General features: G+C 67.6%; 1 protein-coding gene (only partly in view). It reads right to left on the bottom strand.

Annotation, left to right across the window (positions count from 1 at the left end):
* A protein-coding gene (locus HUW46_RS31225) for a WXG100-like domain-containing protein (RefSeq protein ID WP_215542351.1) crosses the window boundary here: on the bottom strand, window positions 1–26,248 show its 5' portion. 16,181 nt of this gene lie to the left of the window's left edge; 26,248 of the gene's 42,429 nt are visible here — the first part of the coding sequence; the start codon lies at window positions 26,246–26,248; its stop codon lies off the left edge, out of view.

Here is a 26,248-nt window from a genome sequence, read left to right as displayed (position 1 = left end):
TGCGGTACTCGGCGACCGAAGGAACCCTGGCAGGCCTGCGCCGCTGATCGATCCTCTGCTGGAGCACCCGCCGAAGGCTCCGGAGGTCGGCGTCGTCCCAGATCCTCCTGAACTCGTCGGCCATCATCGTGGGATCGTCGCCCGAAGGCCACGACGCCAACCGGCGCTCATGCTCCGCCGACACCCGGTGCGCCCACTGCGCGAGTCGCGGGTCGTCCTGATAGGAATCCAGGTCCTCGAAGATCACCTCGACAAATTCGTCCACATCGGACTCGTCTGCTTCGGACTCGCTTTCTTCGGTGTCGGTGGTGTCCATGGGTTGGGTGGCTCCGCCGCGGAGTCCGGGGGTGTTTTCGCGGTGGTCGAGGGTCCAGGTGGGGTCGGCGGTGCCGAAGACGGCTCCGAGGTCGGCGGCGTGCTGCCGCAGGCGTTCGGTGGACCAGCGCGAGGTCAGGTACTCGTGCGCGACCAGGCGTGCCACGGCCTCGGGCACGACCTGTTCGAGGTTGGTCTCCCGCACCAGCGGCTCCACCTCCCGCACCGCACGATCGAACCGCCGCCACGCCTCCCGCGCCCCAGCACGCTCACCCGCCTCCAACTCCCGCACATCCCGCCGATACACCGAATCCAACGCCTCCGACGCCGCCACCACCTGCCCCGCACCATCGAGCACCGTGCCATCCGACCGCCGCACCGACACCGGATCCACCGACCCCGCGAACTCCACCCGCAACGCCCCCACATCCCGCAAGAACCTCTTCACCACCCCATCCCCGCGAGCCGCACCCCGACGCCGCAACTCCGCCACCGCACCGGCCACCGCCCGATACCGAACCCCACCATCCGCCATCAACCGCCCCACATCACCAAACCGCCCCACCCACTCATCCACCGGCAACCCCACCGGACCGGACTCGATCCCCACCGAATCCACCACCGCGCCGCTCCGCACCGACCCGTTCCGCTCTGCCGTGTGCTGGAGCAAGGCGTTCACGACGCGGTGTTGTGCACCGGTGTAGTGCGGTTCGGTCGTGACAGGCCCCCGAAGGGATTCGGCGTCGGCGCGGAGTCGCACGATGTCCGAGTCGTTCCACGCTTGGCGCGGATGCGTACCGGTGGTGATGAGGGCGGTCAGCATCGTGGTCAGGCCGTCGTGCAGCCGCTGCCGGGCGCCGGTGGGTGCGCCGGGGGCGGCGGACGGGAGTTCGCCCGCCATCGCCTTCGCCGTCCGCGCGGCCGGACCGTCCGGATCCGCCTGGCTTTCCGCCGCGGTGAACCGCTCGGACCACCTCGACACCGCCTCCGCACCCCGTGCGACCGCATCGGTGTCACCGGGCTCCGCCGGTGCCGCGGTGCTCGCTGACGGGCCCGCGATGTCGATTCCGTAGACCGCGCTTTCCGCGCGGCTCGGCGGATCCACGGGCGGCGGCTTCCCGATCGCTCGGGTGGGCATGAACCAAGTCTTCGGGGGCACCGGGGGCCGGGAGATCGGGTTGTCCCGGCCGGTGGTGCCGTCGCGGCCGCCGAAGTAGCGGATCGCGCCATCCGGCTCCACGTCCGCGCTGAACGCGTGGTCCCCCGACTCCATGTCGAGGAACATGACACGCCTGCCGCCGATGTTCCGGTAGACGGTGAGCGGGTGCGCCCACTGATCGTTTTCCCCCATGGTCAGGAAGACCCCGTGCGGGGCGACGGCCGGGTCCTGCTCGAAGGTCCGGGTGATGACGTTTTCCAGCGGCACGTCGCGCTCGAACCGGCCCGCGAGTTCGTGTTCGAGGTAGATCGCCGGATACGGGCCGCGCAACGGCACCTCCCGGGTTTCCCCGCCCAGCAAGTGGAATCCCGCGACGGTGGCGGGCCCGCAGTTCACCCGGGCGCCGGGCACGTCGTTCAGGTAGTTCTGACGGTTGATCATCGTCAGCGGACCCAGCTCACCGCGCATCCGATGCTCACCGCCCTGATCCAGCGGTACGAACCGGTCCAGCAGATCCACCGCCAGCCGATCCACCGGATCGCCCACCATCACCACATCACCGGAAACCCCGTTGGTCTCCGACAAGTATTCGTCCAGCTCGGTGATCAGCACCGCCCGGACATCCCGCAGCGCCTCCGCCCGCGGATCCCAGTCCGGGATCGGATCGCGCTCCCGCAACAGGACCACGTCGACCGACAATCCCAGTTGGTCCCGCCGCACCGGATCCATGCGGGCCATGACCCGGGTAGCGAGTTCTCCGCGCTGCGCCAGTCCCGTGCGCGTGGTCAGGTCACCGTCCGCCCACCTCGTCGTGCCGGCTCGGACGTGGGTGATCGCGTTGTCGAACAGGTCGTCGAGCACTCCGTGCGCCAGGTCCCCTTCGGGCCACGTGACTTCGGCGAGCTGCCCGAACCGGGCCGCGTGCCCATAGGGCAAGGTGGCCGCGAACCACCACGCCCGCTCACTCCCCGTGCGCTGGTCCTGATGCGACAGATACCCCAACGCCTCCAACACCGCGTGATACACCGGCCGCAACCGCTCCAACTCCGGGCCCGACAACCCCGCCACCGGCTTGAGCCACCGCACCATCCGCACCCGATGCTCCCCCGCCACCGGCGGCGGCACCGACCGCATCCGCCCCGCGAAATAATCCAACTCGTTCCCGATCGGCGCCCAAAAACCCTCCGACACCAAATCCGCCCACATCCCCGCCACCACCGGCGCCACCACCCGCTCACCACCCACCACCCCCGCAACCGCCACCTCCTCACCCGACAACCCCCGCGCCACCGCATCCGCCACCGCATCCACCTCCCCACCCCTAAACAAATCCGCCACCAAATCGATCATCCCCACCCGCAACCGCTCCCACGCCCCCACCACCCCCGCCCGCTCATCACCCACCGCACCAAAATGCAACAACCGCACCGCATGCCCCCGCAACCGCCCCACCTCCGCACCCGACAACCCCGCCAACGACTCCGCCGCCGCCACGAACAACCCCACCCGACCCCGATACAACAACCGCAACACCATCTCCACATCCGACACCACCCCCGACACCACCTCATGCCCCACCGGAACCTCCACCGAATACCCCGGCAGACCACCCCCCTCCACCACCGGCAACCCCCCATCCCGCCACCCAACCTCATACCCCGGAGCAGGAAGTATGCCGCGCAGCTCCGGATCCGCGTTCAGTGAACGCCACCAGTAGTCGCCGAAGTTGAGCAGATCGCTCAGTGCCGGGGCGGTGTTTTCACCCACTTCATCATCGGAGTACAACAGCGACGAGCGATTGTCCGCCAAGTTGTCGTAGGCATTGTTTTTCGCTCTTTCCTCGCTGTCGATTCGATTCTTCCTCTTCCTGAGATGATTCTTGAAATCGTCCCATCGGGGCCCATCGCCGATCGAAGGAAGTCCACGATCCGCCGTTGCCTCTTCGTAGGCGATCCACCGCCTCTCCTGGTCCAGCACAGAGCGCTTGAGATCAATTTCGCCGCGAGTTTCGTTCGCGGCGGATTCCTCGTTTCGAACTAGCCTCAGCTCGACCTCGTTCGCAGCACGAGCATTGGCGTATTCGCGTTCGTGCCGCGCGAACTCGTCCTGACTCATCGACAAGGTATTTCGCCGAATGTTCTGGCGAATCAACTCGACGTCGCGGTGGAGCCGGTCCAGGCGACGGCGTTCGCGATCGGCCCCCGCTCGTCGCCTGCGCACAGCGGCGACCTGAGCGGCCAGGTCCCTCTCCTGTTCCGACAGCGCCTTCTCGTCCTTCTCGAGCCAAACCCTGTCCACTGCCAGTGACTTCTTCCAGTCCTCCAGGAGCTCCCGCCGCTCCCGCTCGGACACCACCGGCCGCGAACTGACACTTCCGTTGTGGAGAACACGAATCTGGGTTCGGTGCGCTTCTCGCGCTTCCGCGATATCCAAGATCGCGCGGAGCTCGATGATCTGCGGAACCACCACGTAGGGAATCTCGTTGCGCAGTTGAGCGAGCTGCTGGCTGCTCAACCCCGACTGCCAGCGAAAGTCCCCCTCCCGCCATGGCTCGCCCTCCGGCAGTTGGACCAGTTGTCCCGCCTCGTCGTCGTACCGGAAGGTCCTGACCGTGTCCAGCGGTACGGCACCCCTTCTCCTGGTTGCCACGCTTTCGGTGTCGTCGGGTATACCGAGCGCCCTCCTGGCTTCCACGTAAATGCTGTCGCGTTCCCGCACCGGGATCCTGTTGAGGTTGCGCCTGCCTTCTTGCACGGCGTATGACCACTGGGAACGGAAATCTTCAAAGTAGAGGTCGATATCTTCCACCGGCCGGGTGTTCGCCACCGCTCTGTTACGGCTCGTGGTGGCGGAGTGCTCACGATGTTCCGGCATCTGCCCGAACTCGGTCCAGTTCAACACTTCTTCCGCGGCCGCGAACACCTCTCGCATCGAGACCCGCAAGTGATGCCGCTCGTCACCTCGGGCGAGCCCTCCGGCGAAAAGCGTGACGAGATCGTCGAGAATCTTCTCGTGCAGCGTCCAGTTCGGACCGACCCCCGGTACCCACCGCGGCCGCCGGTCCCACAGGGAGTTCTCCGCATCGCGGCGATAGCCCATCGCGACGTCACGGCCCTGATCCCGCTCGACTTGAAGCAGCCGCACGCGCAGCTCACGGTGCCTGAGCACGGCATCGTCGAACTGCTGGCGCAGTTGGTCGAGCCCGACGCCGGACATCCTCACGTAGTCGAGCACCATCCGGTCCACCGTGGCCCGCAGCTCCGGGCCGAAACCACGCCGCCGAGCGAATACGGTCAAGAGGGTGTGCATCTGCCGCGGTTCGATTTGAGCCAGCACGGTGTCCGCATACGTCCAAGCCACCCCATCCGGCTGATCGGGGTTCTCGCTCGCGAACCGGTCGCGTATGCTGGTCCGCAATGCCGCACGCCCCCCGACGTGCAGCTCTTGAAGTAGATCGGCGTGCTCCGCTGACCACTCATGGGATTCACGAATCTGCTCGCCGTACTGGGCCTGGATCGCGTCGAAGTCCCAGGCGGCAGTGCCGATCGTGCCGACGACTCGCTCAACGAAGGAATTCAGTCCGTCGTTGAACGAAATTCGCTGCGCGACGTAACCGGTTATCTCGCGCCACGTGTACACCTGTACCGCTACCGGAACGCCTTTTCCGAATTTGATGCTGCCCAGCAGAGCCTTCGCCCGCTGCTCCGAGTTGCGTACCTCAGGCGTACCTCGACCCAAGTACCGCAGACCTTTCGAAAGCAGAGGGCCCCATTTTCGGCCGAACCGATTCAAAGCCGCGTCAATTGCCTTGTTCGTTCGATGGGTGGCGATCGACCAGGGGACATCGAAGCGCACCCGCTGCACCCCGTCCGAGTTGAACCTCTCGGTCAGCAGACGCCTCAGCCCCGAGGAGAGGTGCCACCTGGGTCCGACGGTCATGATGCCCGCGCCAGCCCGCCCCCCGTCGGCCGCCAACTCGGCGACGATCGTGGAGAGATACTGCTGTCGCGCCCTCATCTCCGCGGTCCATTCGTAGTACCGCCCGCCGAGCGCGGCGTTCGCGGTCATCTGCAGTGCGAAGCGAAGAGACGGCGCGCGGTTGAGCAAGTCCCGGTAGGCCGTTCGCGCGCGCGTCGGCAAGTCGCGCAGCATCCGCTCTTCCTCGTCCGGAACGGAGCCTTCCGACTCGGAATCAGCATCCCGATCGGCCATCTCCACATCGGAGTCCACCGCTTCCACGGGGTTCGGGTTCCCCGCGGCCCCGGCACCGTGGTCCGGCTCCGAAACCCCGGGCGACTCCGGTTCGGCGGCGTTGCCCGCCTCCGACATGTCCACATCGGACTCCGCCGCGTCCGGCTCCGACGCCCCTGCCAGATCTTCGAGTTCCGTATCCGCGTCCGAATCGGGTGATGATGCCTCCGAAGATTCGTCACCCGATTCGCCCGGCTCGAAGTCCGAAGGAGCGCTTTCGTTGTCGTCCCTGTTCCTTCTCGAATCAAGCCCGAGATCGTGGTAATCGCTGAACAGGGGAGGTAGTTCCATCCCGGAATCCCTCGCCCTCTCGACGGCCACCTCGTGCGCCGTCCCCGCCGGAAGCGAGAAAGGACGCCGGAGCAAGCCGAAGGCAGTCGCCAGGTCCTTCTCCAGCTCCGGAATCGTCGTCCGCCGCGGGTAGTTCACCTGCCAGAACCCGAAGATCTCGGCGGCCTTCGGCGGCACCGACCGCACCCCCGCCCGGCTCAGCACGTTCCGGCCCTCTTCCCTGAAGGCCTCTCGAGCCGACTCGTCGAGGTTTCGCGTCTTCTCGACGGCCCAAGCGAGATCGGCGATCAGGTGATCCGGATCCCAGCGCGCCATCATCCGGCCGCGGTACCGGAGACCCGTGGGAAGCTCGTGCAGGGGGATCTTCTCGCTGTTGATCTCCTCGAGAAGTGTGCCGAACGTACCGTCCATAGGCGTGACCTCGTACTTGAGGATCGCGAAGATCCCGGCGAGCATGTCGACGGCATCGTGCCCGCGGGGATCGATCTCCGGCATCGCCTCCGACACCTCATCGAAGCGCGGCGTCCCCGTCAACCTGGGGGCAACGGAGTAGTCGGCGCTCTCGACGTCGGCGGCCCATTTTCCGACCACCGTCGCGAGCATGTCCGCGCCCGCGCCGTGCGGGCCGTCCACGAGGGGTTCCGTCCCGAGTATGGCGTGTCCCCTGCGCTTCCACTCCGACAGCTCGTGACGATTCGAGCGCAATTCATCGATATCTTCGAATATCTGGTTTCTCAGGTCAACACGAATGTCGTCCACGGTTCGCATTCCGTCGTCTGCGACATGAGGTGCGAGCAGTCCCGCCATCCGGTCGGCCGAATCATCGACCTTGCGCAGGGTCTGGTCGAGCCACTGACGTGCGCGCAGGCGCAGTTGGGCCCGGCGTTGCCACCGCTCGATGCCGTCGAACATGCCCACGAGCCGCGCGCGATCGCTCGCCCGCCGTTGCTGCAGAAGGAGGATGCCGCGCCCTTCCCACCGCCGCTGCCCGACCACTTGCGCGAAGTTCTTGAGCTCGGCGGCTTCGGCCCGGCTGAGACCCGTCTTCTCCGCATCCGGCAGCAGCGGGGTCGCCTGCCAGCGCCGGACCTCCGCTCGCGCCTCCGCTTCCATCCTGGCCATGCCCTGCTTCGCCCCGGTGAACGTGACCGGCCCGGTCTTCGCGACCCCGAACACGGGCCCGAGCTGCTGGTACAGCTCGGCGAGGTCGCCGGAGCGGCTCAAGAACGCCATGTCGTCACCGAGCCGGTGGAAGCGGCGGCGCAGCAGCTCGGCGAGCGGCCCGACCGGATCCGCGCCGTCCTCGTGCCGTTCGTGGTCTTCCAGCGGCCGCGGCGCGTCACCTGGCTCCAGGTCGGCGTTCTTCTCGTGGTACCTGAGTGCGTCGATCAGCGCGGCCGACCACTTCGGCCGTCGCGCTTCGACGTAGGCGACGAGACCGGTCATGAGTTCGCGCAGTTCCTTGGCGCGATCCGCGGCGCGCGCCGGAAGCTCCGGGGTCTCCAGATCGATCCTGGCGGCCGCCGCGTACCGATCGGGAACGGTCTCGTAGCGATCGTAGAACGCCCGCAGTTGCGGGTCGTCCAAGGTGTCGAACGCGTAACCGGCGAGCAGTTCCCGGTACTGCTCGCGCAGTTCGTCGGCCAGCCAGGCCGCTTGATCGCCGTCCTCGCGGACCACGCCGATACCGTCGACGTGCCGGAGGTTCGCATCGCGGTACTGGACTTTCCAGAAGCGGTCAAAGCCGAGGGACGGCTGCTTCCCCTGATACGGGCCGCGACCGTGACCCGGCGCCCTGCGCACCTTGGACGCCTCGTAGGCGACGAGGTCGGTCAGGTACTCGCGCAGCTCGTCGGCCCTGTCCCGCGCGCCACCCTCGAGCTCCGCTTCTGCCTCGTCGAACTTCCGGGCCGCGTTTTCGCGCTCGAACCGCGCTTCGGCCTCGGCGGAGAACCCGACTTCCTCCGTCCAGACATCGCCCATCCCCCTGGTGTTCCGGACCTGGAAGCGGACCAGGTCGGTCATTTCCGCGCGCGGGTCCCTGCCCGCCCGCTCGGGATCCGGAAGATCGAGCATCGCCCGCGCGTCGTCGCGCCACTGACCGGCCTTCTGTCGTAGTTCGTCGCTGGCGAACCTGGAACTGAAGTACTCGGTCCTCAGCCGAGTCGTCAAAATCGGGACGGCAAGGGAACGGTGGATGTCGAAATCGTTCGCCCCGGTGCGGACGGGTGCGACGTTCCGCAGGTCTTCCCATCTGTCCCAATCATCGGCGAACTCGTTCCTGGCGTCCTCCCCCAGCGCATCGGTGTCGTGCCTGTGCAGGTGGTTGATCCAGTCGTAGATGACGACACCGTGCGCGAGGACCAGATCGGGCACGATGCCGTCGCCGAGGCGCGCCAGTCCGAGGCCGATGCCGTTGCCGAAGACGGAACTCCCGTACACGAACGCCGCCCGCCGCTCGGCGAGCTCCCAATGCCACGCCCGCTCCCATATCTCCCTCAGCCGGTCCTCGTCGATCGACCGCTGAGCCCGGATCGCGGTTTCGTCGATCGTCCACCGCTTTGCGGGGCCGCCCGGTGGCGCGGCCACTTCGCGGTTGTCGCTCAGGTCGCGTTCGAGCAGCATCTGGGCCCTGGCCGCCCGCGGATCCTTCCGCACCGCGTCGAAGTCCTCGATCAGGTTCTTCACCCGGCCCCAGGCGAGGTTCTCGTCCATCCCGTCGTTCTGCCACGCCTCGGCCAGCGCCGCGAAATCGGTCAGCAGGCCCTTCACGGTGCTGTCGTCGCCGTGCCCACCCTCGTAGGCGTGGGAGATCGCGGAAGCCAGCAGGTTCGGCACGGAAACCGTCTGCTGGACGAGCAGGGCCCCGGAAAGCAGCTTGACCAGGTGCTTCGACTCGAACTCGTCGAGCGCGGCTTCGATCTCGTGCGGCTCGGTCTGGCTCAGCGCGTGCTGGAAGTCGTCGCGGAGCGCCGCCGCGGTCTGCCTCGCGCTTCCCTCGTGCTGGGACGGGCTGCCGAACTCACGGTCGAACAGCTCGACGCGCGCGATCGCGTCCACCGCCTGGTCGTACAGGACCGTGGCTCGCTTGGCCAAGTCGCCTTCCAGCATGGGCTTCGTGCCGAGGTCGAGTAGCACCTCAGCACCTTCGAGGAGGTTCGAATCGGCGTAGGGCAGCGCGGGCACCGATTCCACGGTGCGGAGCGCGGAGATCCAGGCGGGCGAGGTGGCGTAGAACTCGGAGAGGACGCCGTCCGGCACCGGGTCGGCGTTTAGCACGGCACGCATCTCGGCGAGCGCGGGGTCGTTCCACATCTTCTGGAACTCCACCGCCGAACCGGCCCTGCCGAGGTGCGCCGTGGCCCACGCGTGCATTCCCACCGCGTGCGCGTCGAACATCGACCTTCTCATCCCGGACGCGCCCGGATCGGCGAAAACGGCCTTGGCGTGCTCGCGCACGTCCTCGTGATCGGGCGCGTCCTTCAGCACGCGCTTCGCTTCGGAGAACGGTTTCTCCCACCGCTTCTCCAGCGCCTTGGCCAGCGCCGCCTCCGCGGTCATGTCCACCGTGTTGGGCAACCGGTCCAGATCATCGGCGAACCGGTACAGCGACGCGGACGCCTCCGCCGACGGGCCACCGCTCCAATCGTCGTAGGAATGCCGCAGCGTCACCACATTCGCCAAATCCTCGAAGAGCTTCCGCTCATCGTCGGACGTCAGCGGATTTTCCGTGTACTCCCGCAGCAGATCGTGCACCGCGCGCTGGGTACCGGTGTCGATCCCCTGCAACCGCATCAGCTGGCCGAAATCCCGCACCGCCGCGAACTCGGCTTGCAGCCCGGAAAGTTCCCGATACTCCGCGACCGACGGAACCCGCGGTGGCCTGCGCCCCTGATCGACCCTCTCCTGGAGCTCCTGCCGCAGGCTCCGGAGCTCCGCGTCGTTCCAGATTCGCCTGAACTCGTCAGCCAGCGCGGCGGGATCGTCGCTCGACGGCCACGACGCCAACCGCCGCTCGTGCTTCTCCGAAACCCGCGCCGCCAGCGCCGCCAATCGCGGGTTTTCCCGGTAGGAGTCCAGATCCTCGAAGATCGCCTCGACGAGATCCTCCACCTCGACGGCATCGTCCGATTCGGACTCGGTCTCCGAATCGTCCATGCGGACGTCTTCCGGTGTGGCTCCGCGCTGTTCTTCCGCCGCGCTGGCCGGGTTTTCGAGCCTGGCAACCAGCTCCCGCGCTTCCCCGATCTCCTGCTCGCCCTTTTCCGCCGCGAGGAGGTAGACCGAGACGGCCTGCCGTTCATCGGGGGCGACCGGCTCCGTGCCCGATCGGCCGGCGATCAGCCCGTTCGCCTGCCGGGTCAGCTCTTCGCGACGGCTCGCGTCGAACCTGTGCCCGTTGTCCATCAGGTACTTCCGCGCCTCGCCCACGAGCTTCGCCCAAGCCGACGAGTCGAGTCCCCTGCCGATCCGCACGGCGAGCTTCCGGACCTCGGCCACACCACCGGACCTGGACGAGCCCGGCTCCCGCTCGTGGTGCTGGTGCAGGGCCAGCGCGAGCACGTCGCGGGCCGCCTCGGCCAGCGAGGGGCCTGCCGGAGCCGGTGCCTTGGCGCTGCGGCCTTCCGGCGCCCCGGCCTCCGGCGGCGTGTTGGTCAACGGCACCAGCGGCGCGACCGAGTTCCGCAACGCGTCGACGCGTCCGGGACCGCCCAGCAACCCCAGCGCCAACGACGCCGCGTTCCCCGAGATGACGAGCCGATCCGGGTTCCAGTCCGTGGCCATGCTGCCCCGATCGAAGGCGATCTCGTCGGCCACCCTCAACGCGGCTTCGTGCCCCCCGGCACGGACGGCCCCGGCGACCACCACCCTGATCGCGTGCGCGAGGTCCGGGTTCAGTTGCGCGTCACCGTCACTGATCACGCCCCCGTCGAACGCGGCGGCGATCGCCGGGTCCGCCTGCGCCAGCTCCTCCGCCGACAGCGCACCCACCTGACGTGCCACCGCGATCACCCGCGGCGGCGACCACACCTGCCGGAACTCCGAGGAATCCGACGCATCGACGCCCTCTTCCGCGACCGGCCGGACGTTCGCGCGCCCCGGCTCACCCCCGACCTCGCCGCCCCCGCGCAACCGGCCCCGGAAGATGTCCGGACGAGCCGACTCGGTCAGCGCATCCGCCTCGTCGCCCGCCGTCGCCGGAGGCGAATCGTCCAGCGCGGACGAGGAACTCGCGTACACCAGTTCAGGCTCCTCGAAGGGCGCGAACCGGATCAACGGCTCCGACTCCGCCGATCCCCACTGGTGCTTGCGCACGATGTCGTCGAAGATCTTCTGCTGGAAAGCACCGTCCGGCTTCCAGTACATGTGGGCGCCGTGCTGCACGCCGACAGCCCGTTTGGTCAGCAACCAGACGAAGTCTTCGTAATCCTGTTTCGAGAGCGGGGACCCGTCATCCGGCAGGGAGATGTGATAGATGTCCAAATCACCGGTGACGAACTTGAACTCCCCGTACCCCACATTTTCCTCGACGACCCCATCGACAACCCGGAACCTTCCTCCTTGCCCGTGGATGGCATTCGACACGTCGGGGGCGTCGAACTCCGCGTTTCGATCGCGGTACCTGCGCAGAACCGCGGCACGCTGCTTCGAATCGAGACCGTCAAGGACCTCCCGAGCGGGCATCACCGGGCGGAAATAGCCGACCAGGCCGATGTGGTCCTCCCGCGCCCCCAGGTGGACATCCAATTCGCCGATCGTCTTCGCCTTCATTTCCAGCGGCTTGGGAACCGCGCCCCGCTCCAGCCACCGCACCGATGCCGGGTTGGTCGGCCGCGCTTCCAGCACCACCCGGAAACGGTTCACCAGATTCTGGATTCGCTGTTGGTTCCGGGTCGGAATACCGAACTCGTCCTTCATCCGCTCCGGCGTCAGCGACCTGTTGCCCTGCGAACGAACGGTGGATCGGGAGACCGACCGTGAGCGCGAACGGTCGACCGGCGGCGGAGCTTGATCGTCCATGGCATCCATGAGGTCCGTCACGAAATCGCCGAAACCTTCGTCGTTCAACCGCAGCAGAGGCACCGGCCTGCGGCTACGGCCGCGACGAACCTCGCCGCCCGATCCCGTGGAATCGGAATCCCCTGGCACGGACTCCTCGTCGGTGGAGGCATCCCGCTGGCCGTCGTCCGGCCTGCCACCGGGCAGACCGCGCTGGCCCTGTCCTGTCCCGGTGCTGAGCAACCTGAACAGGTATTCGGCCATCAGTTCCCCGGCCTTTTCCGTGTTGGCCCGCTCCCTCGGCGATTTGATGCTCTCGTACGCGTCCCGCACCGCACCGCGATCGGCCATCGCCTTGTCGAGCGCGTCGCCCGTGAGCCCGTGCCTGACCAAGGCCTGCCGCAGGTTCAGCTCCAGCCACTCCGCGGTGTTCTTGTCCTCGTCGGTATCCCCGAGGAAATCGAACAGTCCCGGCTCGACCGGCGCCCCGAACGGGTCAGCCAGCACCCGGCGCGCCCCGGCTTCGTCACCGGTCCCCAGCGCGTGCACCAGCACGGTCCGCAGTTCGTCGACGGGAACCACACCAGTTCCCTCGCCGACCAACCGTTCCGCGGTGGCGTTCCAGTCCCGCAAGCTCGCGTCGGAGAACTTTCCCTTGCGCAGGAACGATTCCGCGGCCGCCAGGCGGTCCGCCCACCGGCCTTCCCGCTCGGCCGACATCGGCGCACGCCGCGACTCCTGCTCCTCGGGCACGGTCGCGAGCAACCGCGGCCCCGGCGGCCGTTCTTCGACTCGCGGCAGCTTCGGCTCCGGGCCGCTGACGACCGAGCCGTCCGGCAGGACCCGGAAACCCCGGTCCCGCAGGCCCTGCGCGTCGGTCTTGATCAGGAACGACTTCTCCCTGCCGGTGCTGATCGTGGTGTTCCACCACGGCGGGACCTTGCCGCGGTACTTCGGGGTGACCTTCCAGCGCACGGTGATCCTGGACGTGTAGCGCCCGCCCTCGACCGGCGGGTAGTCCTCTTGCCTGCTGGTCTCGTGCGCTTCCTTGTCCTGGTGGAAGGTCCGCGTCCCGAGGTCCTGGCTGGTGGTGATCATGGTGGCCGCCGGGCGTCCTTGGCTGTCCTCGATCGCCGCGGGGCGCAGGTCCACCCCCGCGACCCAGCTCGCGCCACCGGTGACCTCGAAGCCCTTCGCGCGCTTGTCCTTTTCCGCCCCGGTGCGCACGATCGGCCGCTCGTCGGCTTCGAGCACCTCCCACTCGACCACGTCTGCCGAGATGTCGACGTACTCCAGATCCTCGCTCAGCGACCGGTACCGCTTCGTCCCGCCGACCAGATCCGGGAGGTCCGCCTTCAGCCGGTCGCTGTCGATCCCTTCGAAGAGGTCACCGACCGCGCGGGCGCTGAGCGGGCGGCGGTGGGACACGGCGTTCGCGGTGCGGGACCGGCCGTCCTCCGGCGGGAGCGTGACCTCCTCGGTGACTTCGCCGACCGCAAGCTGCAGAAGGCGCTCGCCCAGCACCTGCGGATCGACGTCGTGGACGTGGACCTCGGCGACCGGGCGGCCCTTCGCGTCGCGGGTGAATCCGGCCGTGCCGCGCCCGTCGTGCCGCCACGAACCGCGGATCCGCGCGATCGGCTCCTTCGCCGTCAGGCCGAGGTCCTCTTCCCTGACCCACGAACGCCCCGCGCCGGGCACGGTGAACTGGTCCCACGTCGCCCCGGCGAACGTCTTCGTCGACAGCGGAAGCTGCGCGAGCAGGAAGTTGGGCGTGCCGTCCGACACCACCCACATGCTCACCGTCAGATCGTGCTGGAACCGCACCACCTTCTCCGCCGTCGTCTCGACACTGGTGCTGCCGGACTGCTCCGACGCGTGCTCTTCGCTGCTCTTCACCGTCCCCTTCAGGTTCACCATCCCGTAGGGCAGGCTCGCGACCTTGGGCTCGTTGGGGTAGCCGGCCAACCCGGTCGAGAAGGTCGCTTCCGCCGCGGCGGACTTGGCATCCGCGCGTGCCAGCGTCTGCGCGGTCGTGCGCGCCTCGTGGTACTTGCCGATCTCGTCGAGTTTGGTGCCCCGGCCCGGATCCACGCGCAGGAGCACGGTCTGCTCGAACCGGTGCCCCGCCGAGGAATCCGACACCCGCGCGACGTACCAGCCGTTCATCAGCTTCTTCAGCACGACGTCGGTCGCGGGCATGGTGCTGTCCCTGGACACCCGGTCGGTGATCCGCTGCGCGAAGGTGTCGAGTTCCTCGATCCGGTCCGGGGTGTCCAGCAGCTCGCGCACGATCCGGGTGAGCTTCAGCGCGACCTGGTTGGTGGCGTGCGCTTCCCCGGTCCGGGTCCGCGACGATCGCTCCAGGATGTCCGTGATCCCCGAAAGAAGCCGCGGAACCGTCTCATCCGGACGGTGCAGCTCCACGAACCCGATACCGCGCCCCACCTCCGGCGGCGCCACGACCGGGCTCCCCGTCTCGGCCTCGTTCTCAGGCGTCTGTTCTCCCACCGGGTGGGCTTCCCGGTAGCGCGCCCGTTCCTCGTCCGTCAGCCTCGCGACGTCCTCCTCGCGCAGCACACCGACCTGGTCGATTTCGCTGACGGGCACCGCGATCGTGATCGCGTCGGGCACTTCCGTCCACCGGGTCGACACCCGCGTTTCGCGCAAGTGCTTGCGGCCGAAGGGATCCCAGGCCATGCCTTCCGCGGCCATGGTGAACTGCGCCCTGGTCCGGTACCGGACCAGGTAGACGTCTTCTTCCCAGTCCCGTTCGGCGGTGTCCCGCACCGCACCGTCGGAGGTGCGTCCCTCGGTCTGCTGCGCGTTGAGCGAAAGGTTCAGGACCACGTTCATGTAGAGCCACTTCGCCAGCAGCATGAACGGGATCGCCATGGCGGACGCGGTGACGCCGTTGGTCCGGTCGTCGCCGCGGGTCGTTCCGACGACCGAAGCCCCCTTGCTCCGGAACTGGTGCCCCGGGGCCTTTCCGATGATCTCCGGGTCGCCGAGGGTCGAGGTGACGTGCACGTCGCCGGACCTGCCGACGGCCGCCAAGAGACCGCGACCGCCGTAGGTCGCCGCGGTGACGCCGTCCCCGGTCAGCTTCGCCCGGCGCCGTCCCGCCCGCTGGTGGTCGGAACCCGCCAGCGGTTCCAGTGCGTCGAGCCCGGTGTTGCGCGTACCGTTCCGGCCCGGCTCGTCGAATTCCTTCGGCGGGCTCCCGACGAAGGGGCGTCCCAGTTTCCTCAGCCACCTCGTCCAGCGGGACGGTGCCGGTTCGGCGAGTCCCTCGAATATCGTCTGCACCGCGTTTTCCGGCGGCCTCGACGAAACCTCCTCGAACCGGGTGGGGAGTTTGCCTTCCCGTTCGAACCCGGGGGCCGGGCCTTCGTGGTAGACGCCGTCGGCCTGCCTCGGCTGGGCCCCTTCGTCCCGCCCGGTCAGGCTCGGCGCCACGACCTCGACCACGGTCCTGAGCGCCGCCGGTGTCGTCTCCAGCCTCGACCACCGGCCGCCGTAAGCGATGTCGACCCGGCTCGGGTACTGGTAGAGGTGCAGCGATTCGCCGCTGTCCAGGATCTGGGTGTGCTCGAAACCCTGCAGGGTGTTGTGCTCGGCCGACCGGGCGGTGTGGTGGTAGAGCTCGCCCTCGATCCAGAGGAACAGCTTCTTGACGATCTCGTACCCGAAGGTCGCCACGCCCCACTTGTAGCTGGTGGTCTTCTTGTGCTCCGTGCCGTACTCGGTCCCGCCGGTGAGTTCGGTGCGGACGCGCTCGCGATCGACCTCACCGCCGTAGCGGGCGTTGTCCAGATCCCGGTGCTCGACCAGGATGACGTCCTCGACGCCGGGGAACGCGGTGCTCAGGTGCACGTGCCAGTAGGGATCGTTCGCGTCCTTGACCACCCTGAGCTGGCGCTCGATCTCCTGGCTGAGGTTCCACATCTCAGCGTCCGGAACCGGGTTCTCGCGATCTTCGCGGACCTGCTTGACGATCTCGCTCGTCCAGTACCGCACGGTCGGATCCGGGAGCCGTGTGAAGGCCCCCACCCGGTACGGCGCCTCCAGCCGGGTTGCCTCCTTCGGATCGTCGGCCGGGTCGGTGCGGAACGCGGTGGGGTCGGCGGTCCGGTCGGCTCCTTGCAGCAGCTCGAAGACTTCGTCCGCGCTCGGCTGCGCGGGAGTCCATTCGTCGCGTTCGGTCAGGACCTCCGTACCCGGCAGCGTGAAGTGCTGCGCCTCGCCGCGCGCCCGCTCGATCGACACCGCCCACGTGATCGGCCGCGTCCTGGTCACCAGCACGCTGCGGTGCGTCAGATCGCGCGCGGACTTCACATAGGGTGCGACCGACTCGCTCCGCTGATCGCTCTTCGCCTGCACGGCGAGCGGCCCGGCGGCGGCACCGGTGAGACCGGTCACGTCGCCGCCTGCCACGATGACACCGAGCCCCGTGTCGCGGACGTTCGAGTCCTTCTTCTTGGTCTCGGCCTCGTTCTCGGCCCTGCCGGTGACCTCCTCCATCCGCTCGGGATCGAACTGCTGGGTACCCAGCACGGGAACCGGGTCGCCGTGCTCGTCGACGTCCTGGACCCGGCCGAGCCGGATCGTCGTGGCACCGCCCGTTCCGGCGAAGAAGAACTTCTTCCCGACGACCGCCCCGTTCCGCAGTTGGTCGGCTTCCGCCGCGCCCAGCGTTCCCAGCCACTCCCGGAACCGCTCGGCTCCGGTGTCGTTCGCCCTGAACCCGCCGAGCTTGTCCGACACCGCGTCGGAAATGGCTTTCGGAGCGCCGGGGAACGCGGTGTGCACGATCTTCCGCGAGTCGACCGGGCCGTCGTCCGGCACGCCGGGGCGACGCCAGTTGAGGACCACACTGGTCTTCACGATTCGCTGCCGGGGCGGTTTCGGCTTCTGCCACGGGAAAGCGCGGTGCTCCCGGTAGGTGATCCTGATGGTCGCTTCGTGCTCCATCGCGGTCACCTGCACATCGGCTTCCGACACCGCCGTCGTCCGCGTCCGCGACCGCATCGCCTCGAAGAGCGACGTCGCGAAGTTCAGGGCGCCGCTGGGCTTGACCTTGACGATCACGTACTTCGCGATGATCTGGAACCACGGCGCGTCGAGGTTCAGCAGATGCGGTTTGGCCGACGAGCGCTGCACGTCTTCGTAGACCGTCGTTTCCGTGACGAGATCGATCGTCTTGTCTTCGAGGTACTTACCCGGGCCGAGGTGGAGTACGTCGATACCGATCTCCGGCTCGCGGAACCCGATCCGATCGACGTGGTTCCCGTCGAGAATTCCCGAAAACGCGTTGTCCAGGTTCTGGTCCGAGTACGCCACCTCGACGAGCGGTTTCCACAGGGAGTTCTCGCCGAGCCCCTCGCTGATCCCGGCCCTGATCGTGTCCCATCGGGAGCCCGTTTCCAGCCGCGGCTGCTGCTGCCGTGCCCGCTCGACCAGTCCGCCGCCACGGCCGATGAGGCCGGGACGCCGATGCTCGCTGAACCAATCACCGCTGTCGAGCCGCTTGCCGCTCGAGCCCGGTTCGGTGATCGTCAGGCCGCCGGTCTCGCTGAAGCCGACTCCGGTGTTCGCGGCGAACACCGTGCCCGCCTGCTTCAGGTGCCACAGCTCCTCGATGAAGTCGCGTTTGAACGCGGGATCCGCGTCCCCGAACAGCAGCACCAGCGGCCGGGTCAGGTCTTCGTCGGCGTCGCGCAGGTGCCACACGGCGATCCGCGCGGCACCTGCCCCGTCCTCGGCGAATTCCTTTCCGGACCGCGAGTCCACGAACCTCGCGCGCCCCCCTTCCACCTTCAGCGGCACGAAGATCGCGTCGGAGAACTCGGGGGCCGAAACCCACCTGGACAACTCGACAGCCGGATCGCTGACCTCGTAGTGGTCCAGCCCGTCCGGCGGAATCCCCTTGCCGAGCTTGGCCACGTAATCGGAGTCTCCCAGGTGATCCGGGAACGAGAGGACCTGCACGCGGCGGTCCTGGCGCCGGTAGGTGGTCGCCGTCGCGGGCTTCGGCTTCGTCTTCACCCCGAGCCCGGCCGCGATCTCCCCCGCCAGCGCTTGGCTCGCGTCGATCCCCGCCCGGTGCATCTCCAGTGCCACCACGTCGCGCGCCGCCGTCGCCACACGGGCCGCTTCCTCCGGTGAGCGAGTCCGCCGCTCACCGTCCAAAGTGGTCTCGACGCCGGTGTCGACCAACGACGACACGAGCAGCTCCGCCTTCCACCTCGCCTCGGCGACCCGGACGCGGTCGGCAACGGAGTCCAATGTGGACTTCGCAGCGCCACCTTCGATTTCGAGCCGCGCAGGCGTCCACTCCAGCGCCATGCTGCCTCGGTCGGCGGCGATCTCGTCCGCCACCCGAAGCGCGTGCGTCAGTCCCCCGTCCCGCACGGCCCCGGCGATCACCTCCTTGATCGCCACCACCAACTCGGGCGTGCGCTGCTGATCGGCATCGCTGAGCACGCCGCTGTCGAAAGTCGCGGCGATCACCCGGTCCGCCTGCGCCAGCTCCTCCGGCGACGGGTTCACGTCCCGCGCGGCGTCGGTCAGCCGCTGCTCGGTCCACGCCTGCCGCAACCCCGACTCCGCACCGAAATCCTCCCGCAGGGTCCGGCCGATCTCCTCGGCGTCCCCGGAGTTCAGCTCCCACGCCACCACCGGGCGCAGCCACTCCCGCTGGATGTCGGTGAGCAGGGGAAGCCCGTCCTGGCCCAGTAGGCCCTCGGCGGTCGTCAGCAGCTCGTCCCTGGCCTCTCCGAGCCCGTCGAGCCGACCCGTGGCTTCGGCCCAGCGCCCGCGGATGTCGTTCCCGGCAAGGAACTCGTCCACCACTGGCCCGATGTTCCGCCGCCCCGGCTCGTTCCCCGTCTCCGCCGCCCCACCACGAAGCCCAGGGCGCGCCACCCAGTACCTGTCGAACGGAACCGCGAGAACCTCGCTGTTGTCCGCGATCAGCCGCCGACCGCGGTAGCCCGGATGCGACCAGTCCCCGTCACCGGTCAGCGGCCACACGAAACCGTTCTCGGCCCGTACCCGCACATCATCGTGTCCAGGGCGGGACAACCACACGCTTCCCTCGAGGTCGTTGCCCTCTTCGTCGACCTCGCCGCGCTTCTTGCTGTACACCCAAAGCGCCGTCCGGCTCCCCCGCAGCAGCACCACCGCGTCCGCGCCAGGACCCGCCTTCTGCACCGCGTCCACCACACCGGCCAACCCGGCTTCCCCGTGACCGTACGACCGCGGCACCTCGTTCGCCGCCCCGGAAATCCCGCGGTACTCGGCATGCACATCCAGGATCTGATCCAGATCCTCGTACTCGTCGCGCACCATCTCCAACGACGCACCGGCCTCCGGCACGCCCAGCAACCAACCGGACCTACGACCCCCAGGTGGCGCGGCGGCATTCCGCTGCGGTCTGCTCGTCGCCTCCGTGATCTCGTCGATTCGTTCCTGTTGCTCGATCAGGTTCCGCTGCCCGATCGCGTGTTCCGGGGCCTGGTCCCGCTCAGGGTTCGCTCGGAGACCGGGCAGCGCGACCAAACCACCGGTCAGCCGGCTGGGGTCGATCACGCCGAAGTGGAACTTCCCGGTCGGCAGGTCGGCGGGCATCCCGGTCGAGATGTCGAGCGTGCGAAGCTGACCCCGCGGCGTCCGCCAAGCCAGCAGCAGGTGGAGCCAGGCGCGGCCGTCACCACTGTTTCCGGACGAATGTTCTACCGCGACGACAGCGAACTGGTTCTTCGCCAGTTCGCGGAGCGCCACCGCGGGAAGATCTTCGTTCCGGGAATCATACTCTTCGAGTTCGTCGACCTTGAAGGTGTCGGACAGGACATCCCGGTCGATGTTCTTCCAATTCTCCCTCGTCGGCTCGAACACGAAAGGGATGCCGCTTGTCAATGAATTGTACGCGGCCGCGGTCGCGTACACGCACAGATTGACGAAGTCGGGATGGTGTTGCAGCGCGCCAGGAACATGCAGGATGGACGCGATCGAAGCGACGGGGGAGGCGTTGATGGTCACCCACGTACGCGCCTCGTCGGTACTGGTGAAGCTGCTCGAGCTCACGTCCTGCCGCGCCGGGTCCGGCGACACACCGGCCAGATCCGTGATGATCTCTTGCACGAGTGCCGCCGCGCTGGCGTCGGCGCCGTCCTCGTCCTGAGTGCTGCTCGCCACCGCCAATTCGTAGGCAGCCAGCTTCGCGACGGCCGACCCCGTCTCGGTGTCGGCGAACTCCCGGCCACCGAGGGACCCGGGTGCCACGTCCCGGACCATCGCCTCCGCGCTGCCGAGAACCCGGCGCGCACCGTCCGAATCCCAGCCACCCGGGATCGACTGCCCCACGGACTCGGCGCGATTCACCACCTCGCCGCCGGTCCAGCCGTTCCCCGGCCGAGCCAGCACACTGGCCGCCCCGGTGAACGCGGGCGGGGTCGACATTTCCTCCGCACTTTCGCCCGCCGACGCTTCGGCACTCTCGTCGCGCAACCCGATACCGAAATGCTGCGCGATCTGGCGCACCGCGATGTCCGGCGATTGCGCGCCGCCGCGCGCCACGCGGTCGGCCGCTGCCATCGCGAGCGATTCCCAAGTCAGGTTGCGCCTGCGCAGGCTCGCCGGATCCAGAAGAGCGAGAGCGCGTTCTTCGGACGCGTCCACCAGACGCCGGTACATCTCTTCTCGCTCACCGGAACCCGGTGCCAGCTTCGACCCCGCTACGTCCAGCGCGATGATCTTCGCCACGGCGGGAACGTATTCGTCGACGTCATCCGGCAGCCCGGCAGGCAGCATACTGCGCAACTGCGTGTTACCGCCCCACGCGTGAAGCGCCACGACTTGAACAGCTTCGGTCAAACCGAACCTGCTCAACAGCTTTCGAGTTGCGATCAAATCGTGGTTGGCCGTGTCATCCTGGTCGAGCGAGTCCAAGCGCTGATACGCGGAGCGGATACTTACTTCTTGAACCGCTCGTATTGTCTTGACTTTCGCACTTTCGCGGGACTCCGCCACCTGCAGTCGCGCGGCCAATCCCAGTACGGTGTTCTGGTTCCACCGCGGCCGGTTTCCCTGCGCACCCGACTGCTCCCTGAAGTACGCGGCCATGACCGGTTCACCCTGTACGGTGACCGCCGAGGCGTACACTTCCTCGTAGTCCGACAGCACGGGCCGGAGCTCCTCCTCCAGAACCGCTCCAGAGGAGGACAACACGTGCTTCGCGTCGACGAACTTCAAGCTGCCACTCGGGTCGACGGTCAGGTTCCAGGCGCGGGACCACTTTCCTGCCTGCCTGCCTGCCACCACCGCGGACGCACCGGGCTGTCCGGACAGCAGCAGGATCAGCGCGTCCAAGCCACCCGGGACGGGTTCGAAACCCACGGCACTGACCGAGCTTCCCGCCTGCTGTTCGGAAATCTGCTCGTTGGCCAGGAGCATGCGGTTCCGACGGTGGATGGAGGCGTGGAACTTGGCGGCCTTTTCCATCGCCGGAATGTCCGATCGCCACCACTCGGGGATGAGATCGGCCGACTGCCAGCGATCCACCGCGGCCAGAATACCGTCATCGGTGGCGTCTTCCGCCGGGTTCAAAGTTTCTCGCCAGCCACCGACGGTGGCGTTGCCAGGCAGGACCTCGAGCGGCGGGGGCTTCAGCGTGGCCGACTGGACCTGGTCACCACGCCACGTACCCGGGTCGGCGCTCGGCACGTCGAACAGTTTGGCCACGGTGGCGGGGTCCACGATGACCTGCCATTTTCCGCTGCGGAACTCCGCAGGGGTCACCGACTTGACCCGCGACCGGAACGCCGGAACGCTCGCGATGAAGGAAGTCGCCGCCAGCACGACCAGATCGGGATTTTCATGACGGGCGAGAAGATCGCGCACGGCCGGGTAGTAGATGTCGTTCGGCCGGTTGTGCAGATACCAGATCAGCACATCCGCGACCTTCGCGACCAACTCTGCCGAGCCCCGTTGATCCGTTGAGGAAATTTTCCCTTCCGCGGTGGCAGGGGCGGGGGAAAGCCATGAATTCGCATGGGTTCCGCCCACGCCGGGAAGCAGCGGGATCCAGCCGATGGCAGGACGGACCCTCTGCAGGAAACCCGGTCCCCCGCGGTCGATCACCGAGTTGTGGTCGACCCAGAACTTGGATTTCCCCTTCGGGTCGAACAGATCCGCCGGCACCTGGTGGTTCCGATCGCCGAACAGCTCCAGCTGAGTAAGGCCCGCCACCCTTTCGCGTTCGGCTATACCGTGCAGAACCGCGGGATTGCCCTTCGCCATGATAATGGCGTCGTTGTTGATGTTCTGCCCGTTGTCTTCGAGCATCTCGTTGTCTCGGACGAGCACGGCCCAGCCCTCGTCAGAACTTCGCGCCTGCTCGAAGACGTTCGGGTCGCGCAAAATGGTATCGCCATCCAGGTAGAGCCCTCCGAGCAAGTAACCCAGGGACCACCTCAGCTCGTCACTGGCCTTGACGTAACCGTGAGAACCGGACTCGATGCGCGTCATCAACACTCTTTGCGCCACCGAAGGAAAGGCGTTGGCCAGTGGGAACTCATCGATGTTGACGACCCAGAGATCGAGTTCCTGCGCGATCTTCACCATTCTGCGCACACCGTCGAGCCGATCCCCTCGATGTTCGGGGTCGGCCAACGCACGAGACACGTCTTCTCGGGAGACGTCGGTGAAGAGGGTGATCGGCCCACCGAAACCGCGCCGAGTCTGCCGCACACCCTCGACGAAGGCGGCGGTACGCGGACCACCGTCCACCGGCCCGCCCAGCCAGATGTTGAAGAGCGCGACCGGGAGCTCCCGTTTCGCGGGGAGCGGATACCGGGAGGTGACCTGTTCCGGCAGTGGGTCCAGAACTCCCAGATACCGGCCGGACCAGTCCGATTCGAAGACCTGAACGTCTTGACCGGCGGCGTCGAACTCACCCGGGCCGAGCGGCCGGTCCGGCAACGCCGACCGGATCATGTCCGCGTACCTCAGCAGCCCCCACGTCTGCCGTGGCGTCAAGCCCGCCGGATCGGTGTTCAGCGCGATGTGGGGCTGCGGACGGGTATGGCCGAACAAACGAGGGCCTTGTGTTCGATGATCCAGAACCTCGCCGGTGTGCTGGAGTTCTCCCGTCGCCAGGTTCTCCACGTCGGAAACGATCTGGCTCACCCATGCGGCCTCGCCAGGCTCCAACGACACCTCAGGATCAGCACTCGACTCGGAAATGTCACTCGCGTCCGGCATGCTGGCGTCATCGGATTCCGGCGCACCCACCAGCCAATCCGCCCCCGGCCGTGCGGGCGGCTTCGCCGCACCGGACGACTGCCGCGTGCGCCCGCCCGATTCCCCGCTCTCCGCGGACGGTCGCGCCGAGTCCTGGGCCGGTTGGTGAATCTCGGGTTTTACGGTCTCGGATTCGATGTCGGAATCGAATGTGGTGTCGCGCTTGAGCAGTTTTTCGAGATCGTCCGGTGGTGACTGGGTCGAGCGGAAAGCGGGGAGCGAGAAGGAGCCGCCGAGTTCGCGATTGGCGAGCAGGGCCACGACGCGCGCGCGGTCGCCCTGTCGGCGTTGCCGCAGCAGCAGTTCGTAGAGTCCCGCCATCACTTCGCGGCCGTGCGTCTCCACGATCTTGAACTGCTGGACCGGGGACAGCACCGAAGACAACCAGGTGAAGTCCTTGAACGACACCTTGGGCAGCCGCAACTCGTCCACCGGTTCGCGAACGAGGCCCCGCAACTTCTCCGGCAGTGCCTCTCGCTTCGAGAAGAAGGCGACCATCTCCGCGTGCCACGGGTCGGGGTCCACCTTCCGCCCGTGAGCGACCCACTCTTCCGCGGGCCGCTCCTCCGCCGAGTCGTTCCGCGACTCCTCTTCGGGCGTGACCTGCTCCGGTGTTTCCTCCACCGGCGTCGTCTCTTCGACGTTCGTTGTCGACGCTCCGACGGAGGCCGTCGCGACCTCCGGCGCCCGCTCCTTCGCGCCATCACCGCGCGAGGGCATGGCGGGGCTGACCGTCGTCGATGTGACCGCGGGCTTCCCCCGGCCTGGCGTGCCAGCGGCGGGAGCCTTGCCTTCCGGCCCGGAAACCGTGCTGCTCGATCCTGTCGGTCCGCCAGTCGCTCCTCGACCTGTCGGCGGCTGCGAGACCGGTGTGGTGCTCGAGGACGGGTTCGTGGTCGCGCCGGTGCCGGTGGTCCCCCCGTTCCCCGTCGACGTGGCAGCGGAACCGCTCGTGGCGGGGCCGGCGCCGGTGGAAGCGGCAGCGGGACCGGTCGACGGCGCGGCTTGCGAACTCTGGGCCGGTGCGTCCTGCCCGACGGGTGGCGCCGCGGTTTGGGCAGCGGCAGGCCCCGACACAGCCGGAGTCGTCCGCACCCTGCCGTCCTGCCCCTGCGGGTCCTGGTCCCGGTTCTGCTGGTCCTGGCCCCGGTTTCGGCCCTTGTCCTCGACCTCGTTCTGCTGGCTCTGGTCCTGCTGCTGACCCTGGTCCTGGACCTGCTGGTTCCGGTCCTGGACCTGCTGCTGGTTCCGGTTCCGCGGGTCCTGGACCTGGTCCTGCTGGTTCTGACTCTGGTCCTGGTTTCGGCTCTGCTCCCGCTGCTGGCCCTGGTCCTGGCCCTCCTGCTGGTTCCGGTTCTGCTGGTTCTGGTCCTGCGGGTTCCGACCCTGATCCTGGTTTCGGCCTTGGTTCTGCTGCTGGTTCTGATCTTGGTGGTTCTGCTGGTTCCGGCTCTGGTCCTGGACCTGGTTCTGCTGACTCTGGTTCTGCTGCTGGCGCGGGTCCTGCTGTGTTTGATCCTGGCCCTGCTGCTGGTTCTGGTTCTGGCTTTGGTGGTTCTGCTGGTCCTCGTCCTGAACCTGGTTCTGGTCGTGGTGGTTCTGCCCCTGATTCCGGCTCTGGTCCTGAGTCTGGTCCTGCTGGTTCTGGTTCTCGCCGGAGCTGTTCGTAGTGCCCTGGCCGCCGCGGGTGTCGCCGCCGGAGGTAGCGGTGGCCGTGTTGTTCTCGTTGCCGCTGCTGTTGGCGTCGTGGCCGGTCACTGGCGGCGGGGTGGTGTCCCCGGTGATCACCCGACGGTTTCCGCCCTGGTCGCCCCCGACCGGACCGTTCACCTCGCGATCGAAGACCGAATCGGCGTCGCTACCAGAATCGCTGCTCGTGTCGTGGTGGGAATTGCCATCGGTGTCACTGCCGTAGCCGGAATCGTGGTCCGAGTCGTCCTTCTCGTGCTCGGCCTTGTTGTCCGTGTCGATCGCTCCGTCGATGAGCTTCTGCTTGAGCTTGTCGCCAAGCCCCCCGCCGAAGATCTCGGCCAGCGACTCCGACGCACCCGCGGTGAACGCACCCGGGTTGGCGACGAGCTTGCCCTCCAGAATCAGGGTCCCGATCATCTCGGTGAAGAACTCGTGACTGCCGCCCGCCACCATCTTCGTCGCGTGGCTGTCGAACCACTTCTCCACCTTGTCCCGGGTACCACCGTGCTTCACCACCACATCGCCCAGCAGCTTCTTCAACCACGGCCCGCCGAACATCCCCCCGAACGCCAGCATCGACCCGACCGTCGCGATCACCGCGGCGTTCTTGTAGTGCTGGTTGTCGTGTTCCTTCCTGGTCCCCATCGAAATCTGCGCCTGCTGCGCGATGAACACCAGACCCAGCTGCTGTGCGAAACTCGTCGTCAGCGCGCCCAGCATCTGCACCGGGATCCGCAGCCGTCCCGCCATCCGCTGCGCCAACCACGTCAGCACCCTCGATATCACGGTGCGGTGCATGAACACCCGCGCCAGGAACCACGCCTCCAACCCCGGGAACCACCACCGCCACGCCAGGTAGAACGCGATCTCCGCGTCCAGCAACGCCAATTCGGCCAACACCACGATCTTCGTGAACTGCACCTCGACCGCGATCTTGTTCAACGCGTCCGCCATCAGATCGAAATGATCAGCCGACGCGTCCAGCCAGTTTTTTTCACCATCGACGAACGGGCCCATCCGCGCCGCGAACGCCCGCTCCGACTCCCCCGCGAACCCCGACTGCCGGATCGCGTTCACCACCGCACGCGCACGGACCCGCAAATCCCGCAGCCGCTGCGCATGCGACCGCCACACATGCGAAAGCCCCCACACCTTGTCCTCGTTGATGGGAGGCGGATCATCACCGGTCAACCAATAGGAGAGCGCACGCTCCCCTTCGGTGAACTCGATCGCCAT

The sequence above is a fragment of the Amycolatopsis sp. CA-230715 genome (assembly GCF_018736145.1).
Lineage (GTDB): Bacteria > Actinomycetota > Actinomycetes > Mycobacteriales > Pseudonocardiaceae > Amycolatopsis.
The sequence above is the reverse complement of the archived record's forward strand: the minus strand, read 5'-3'. Positions and strand labels throughout refer to the sequence as shown.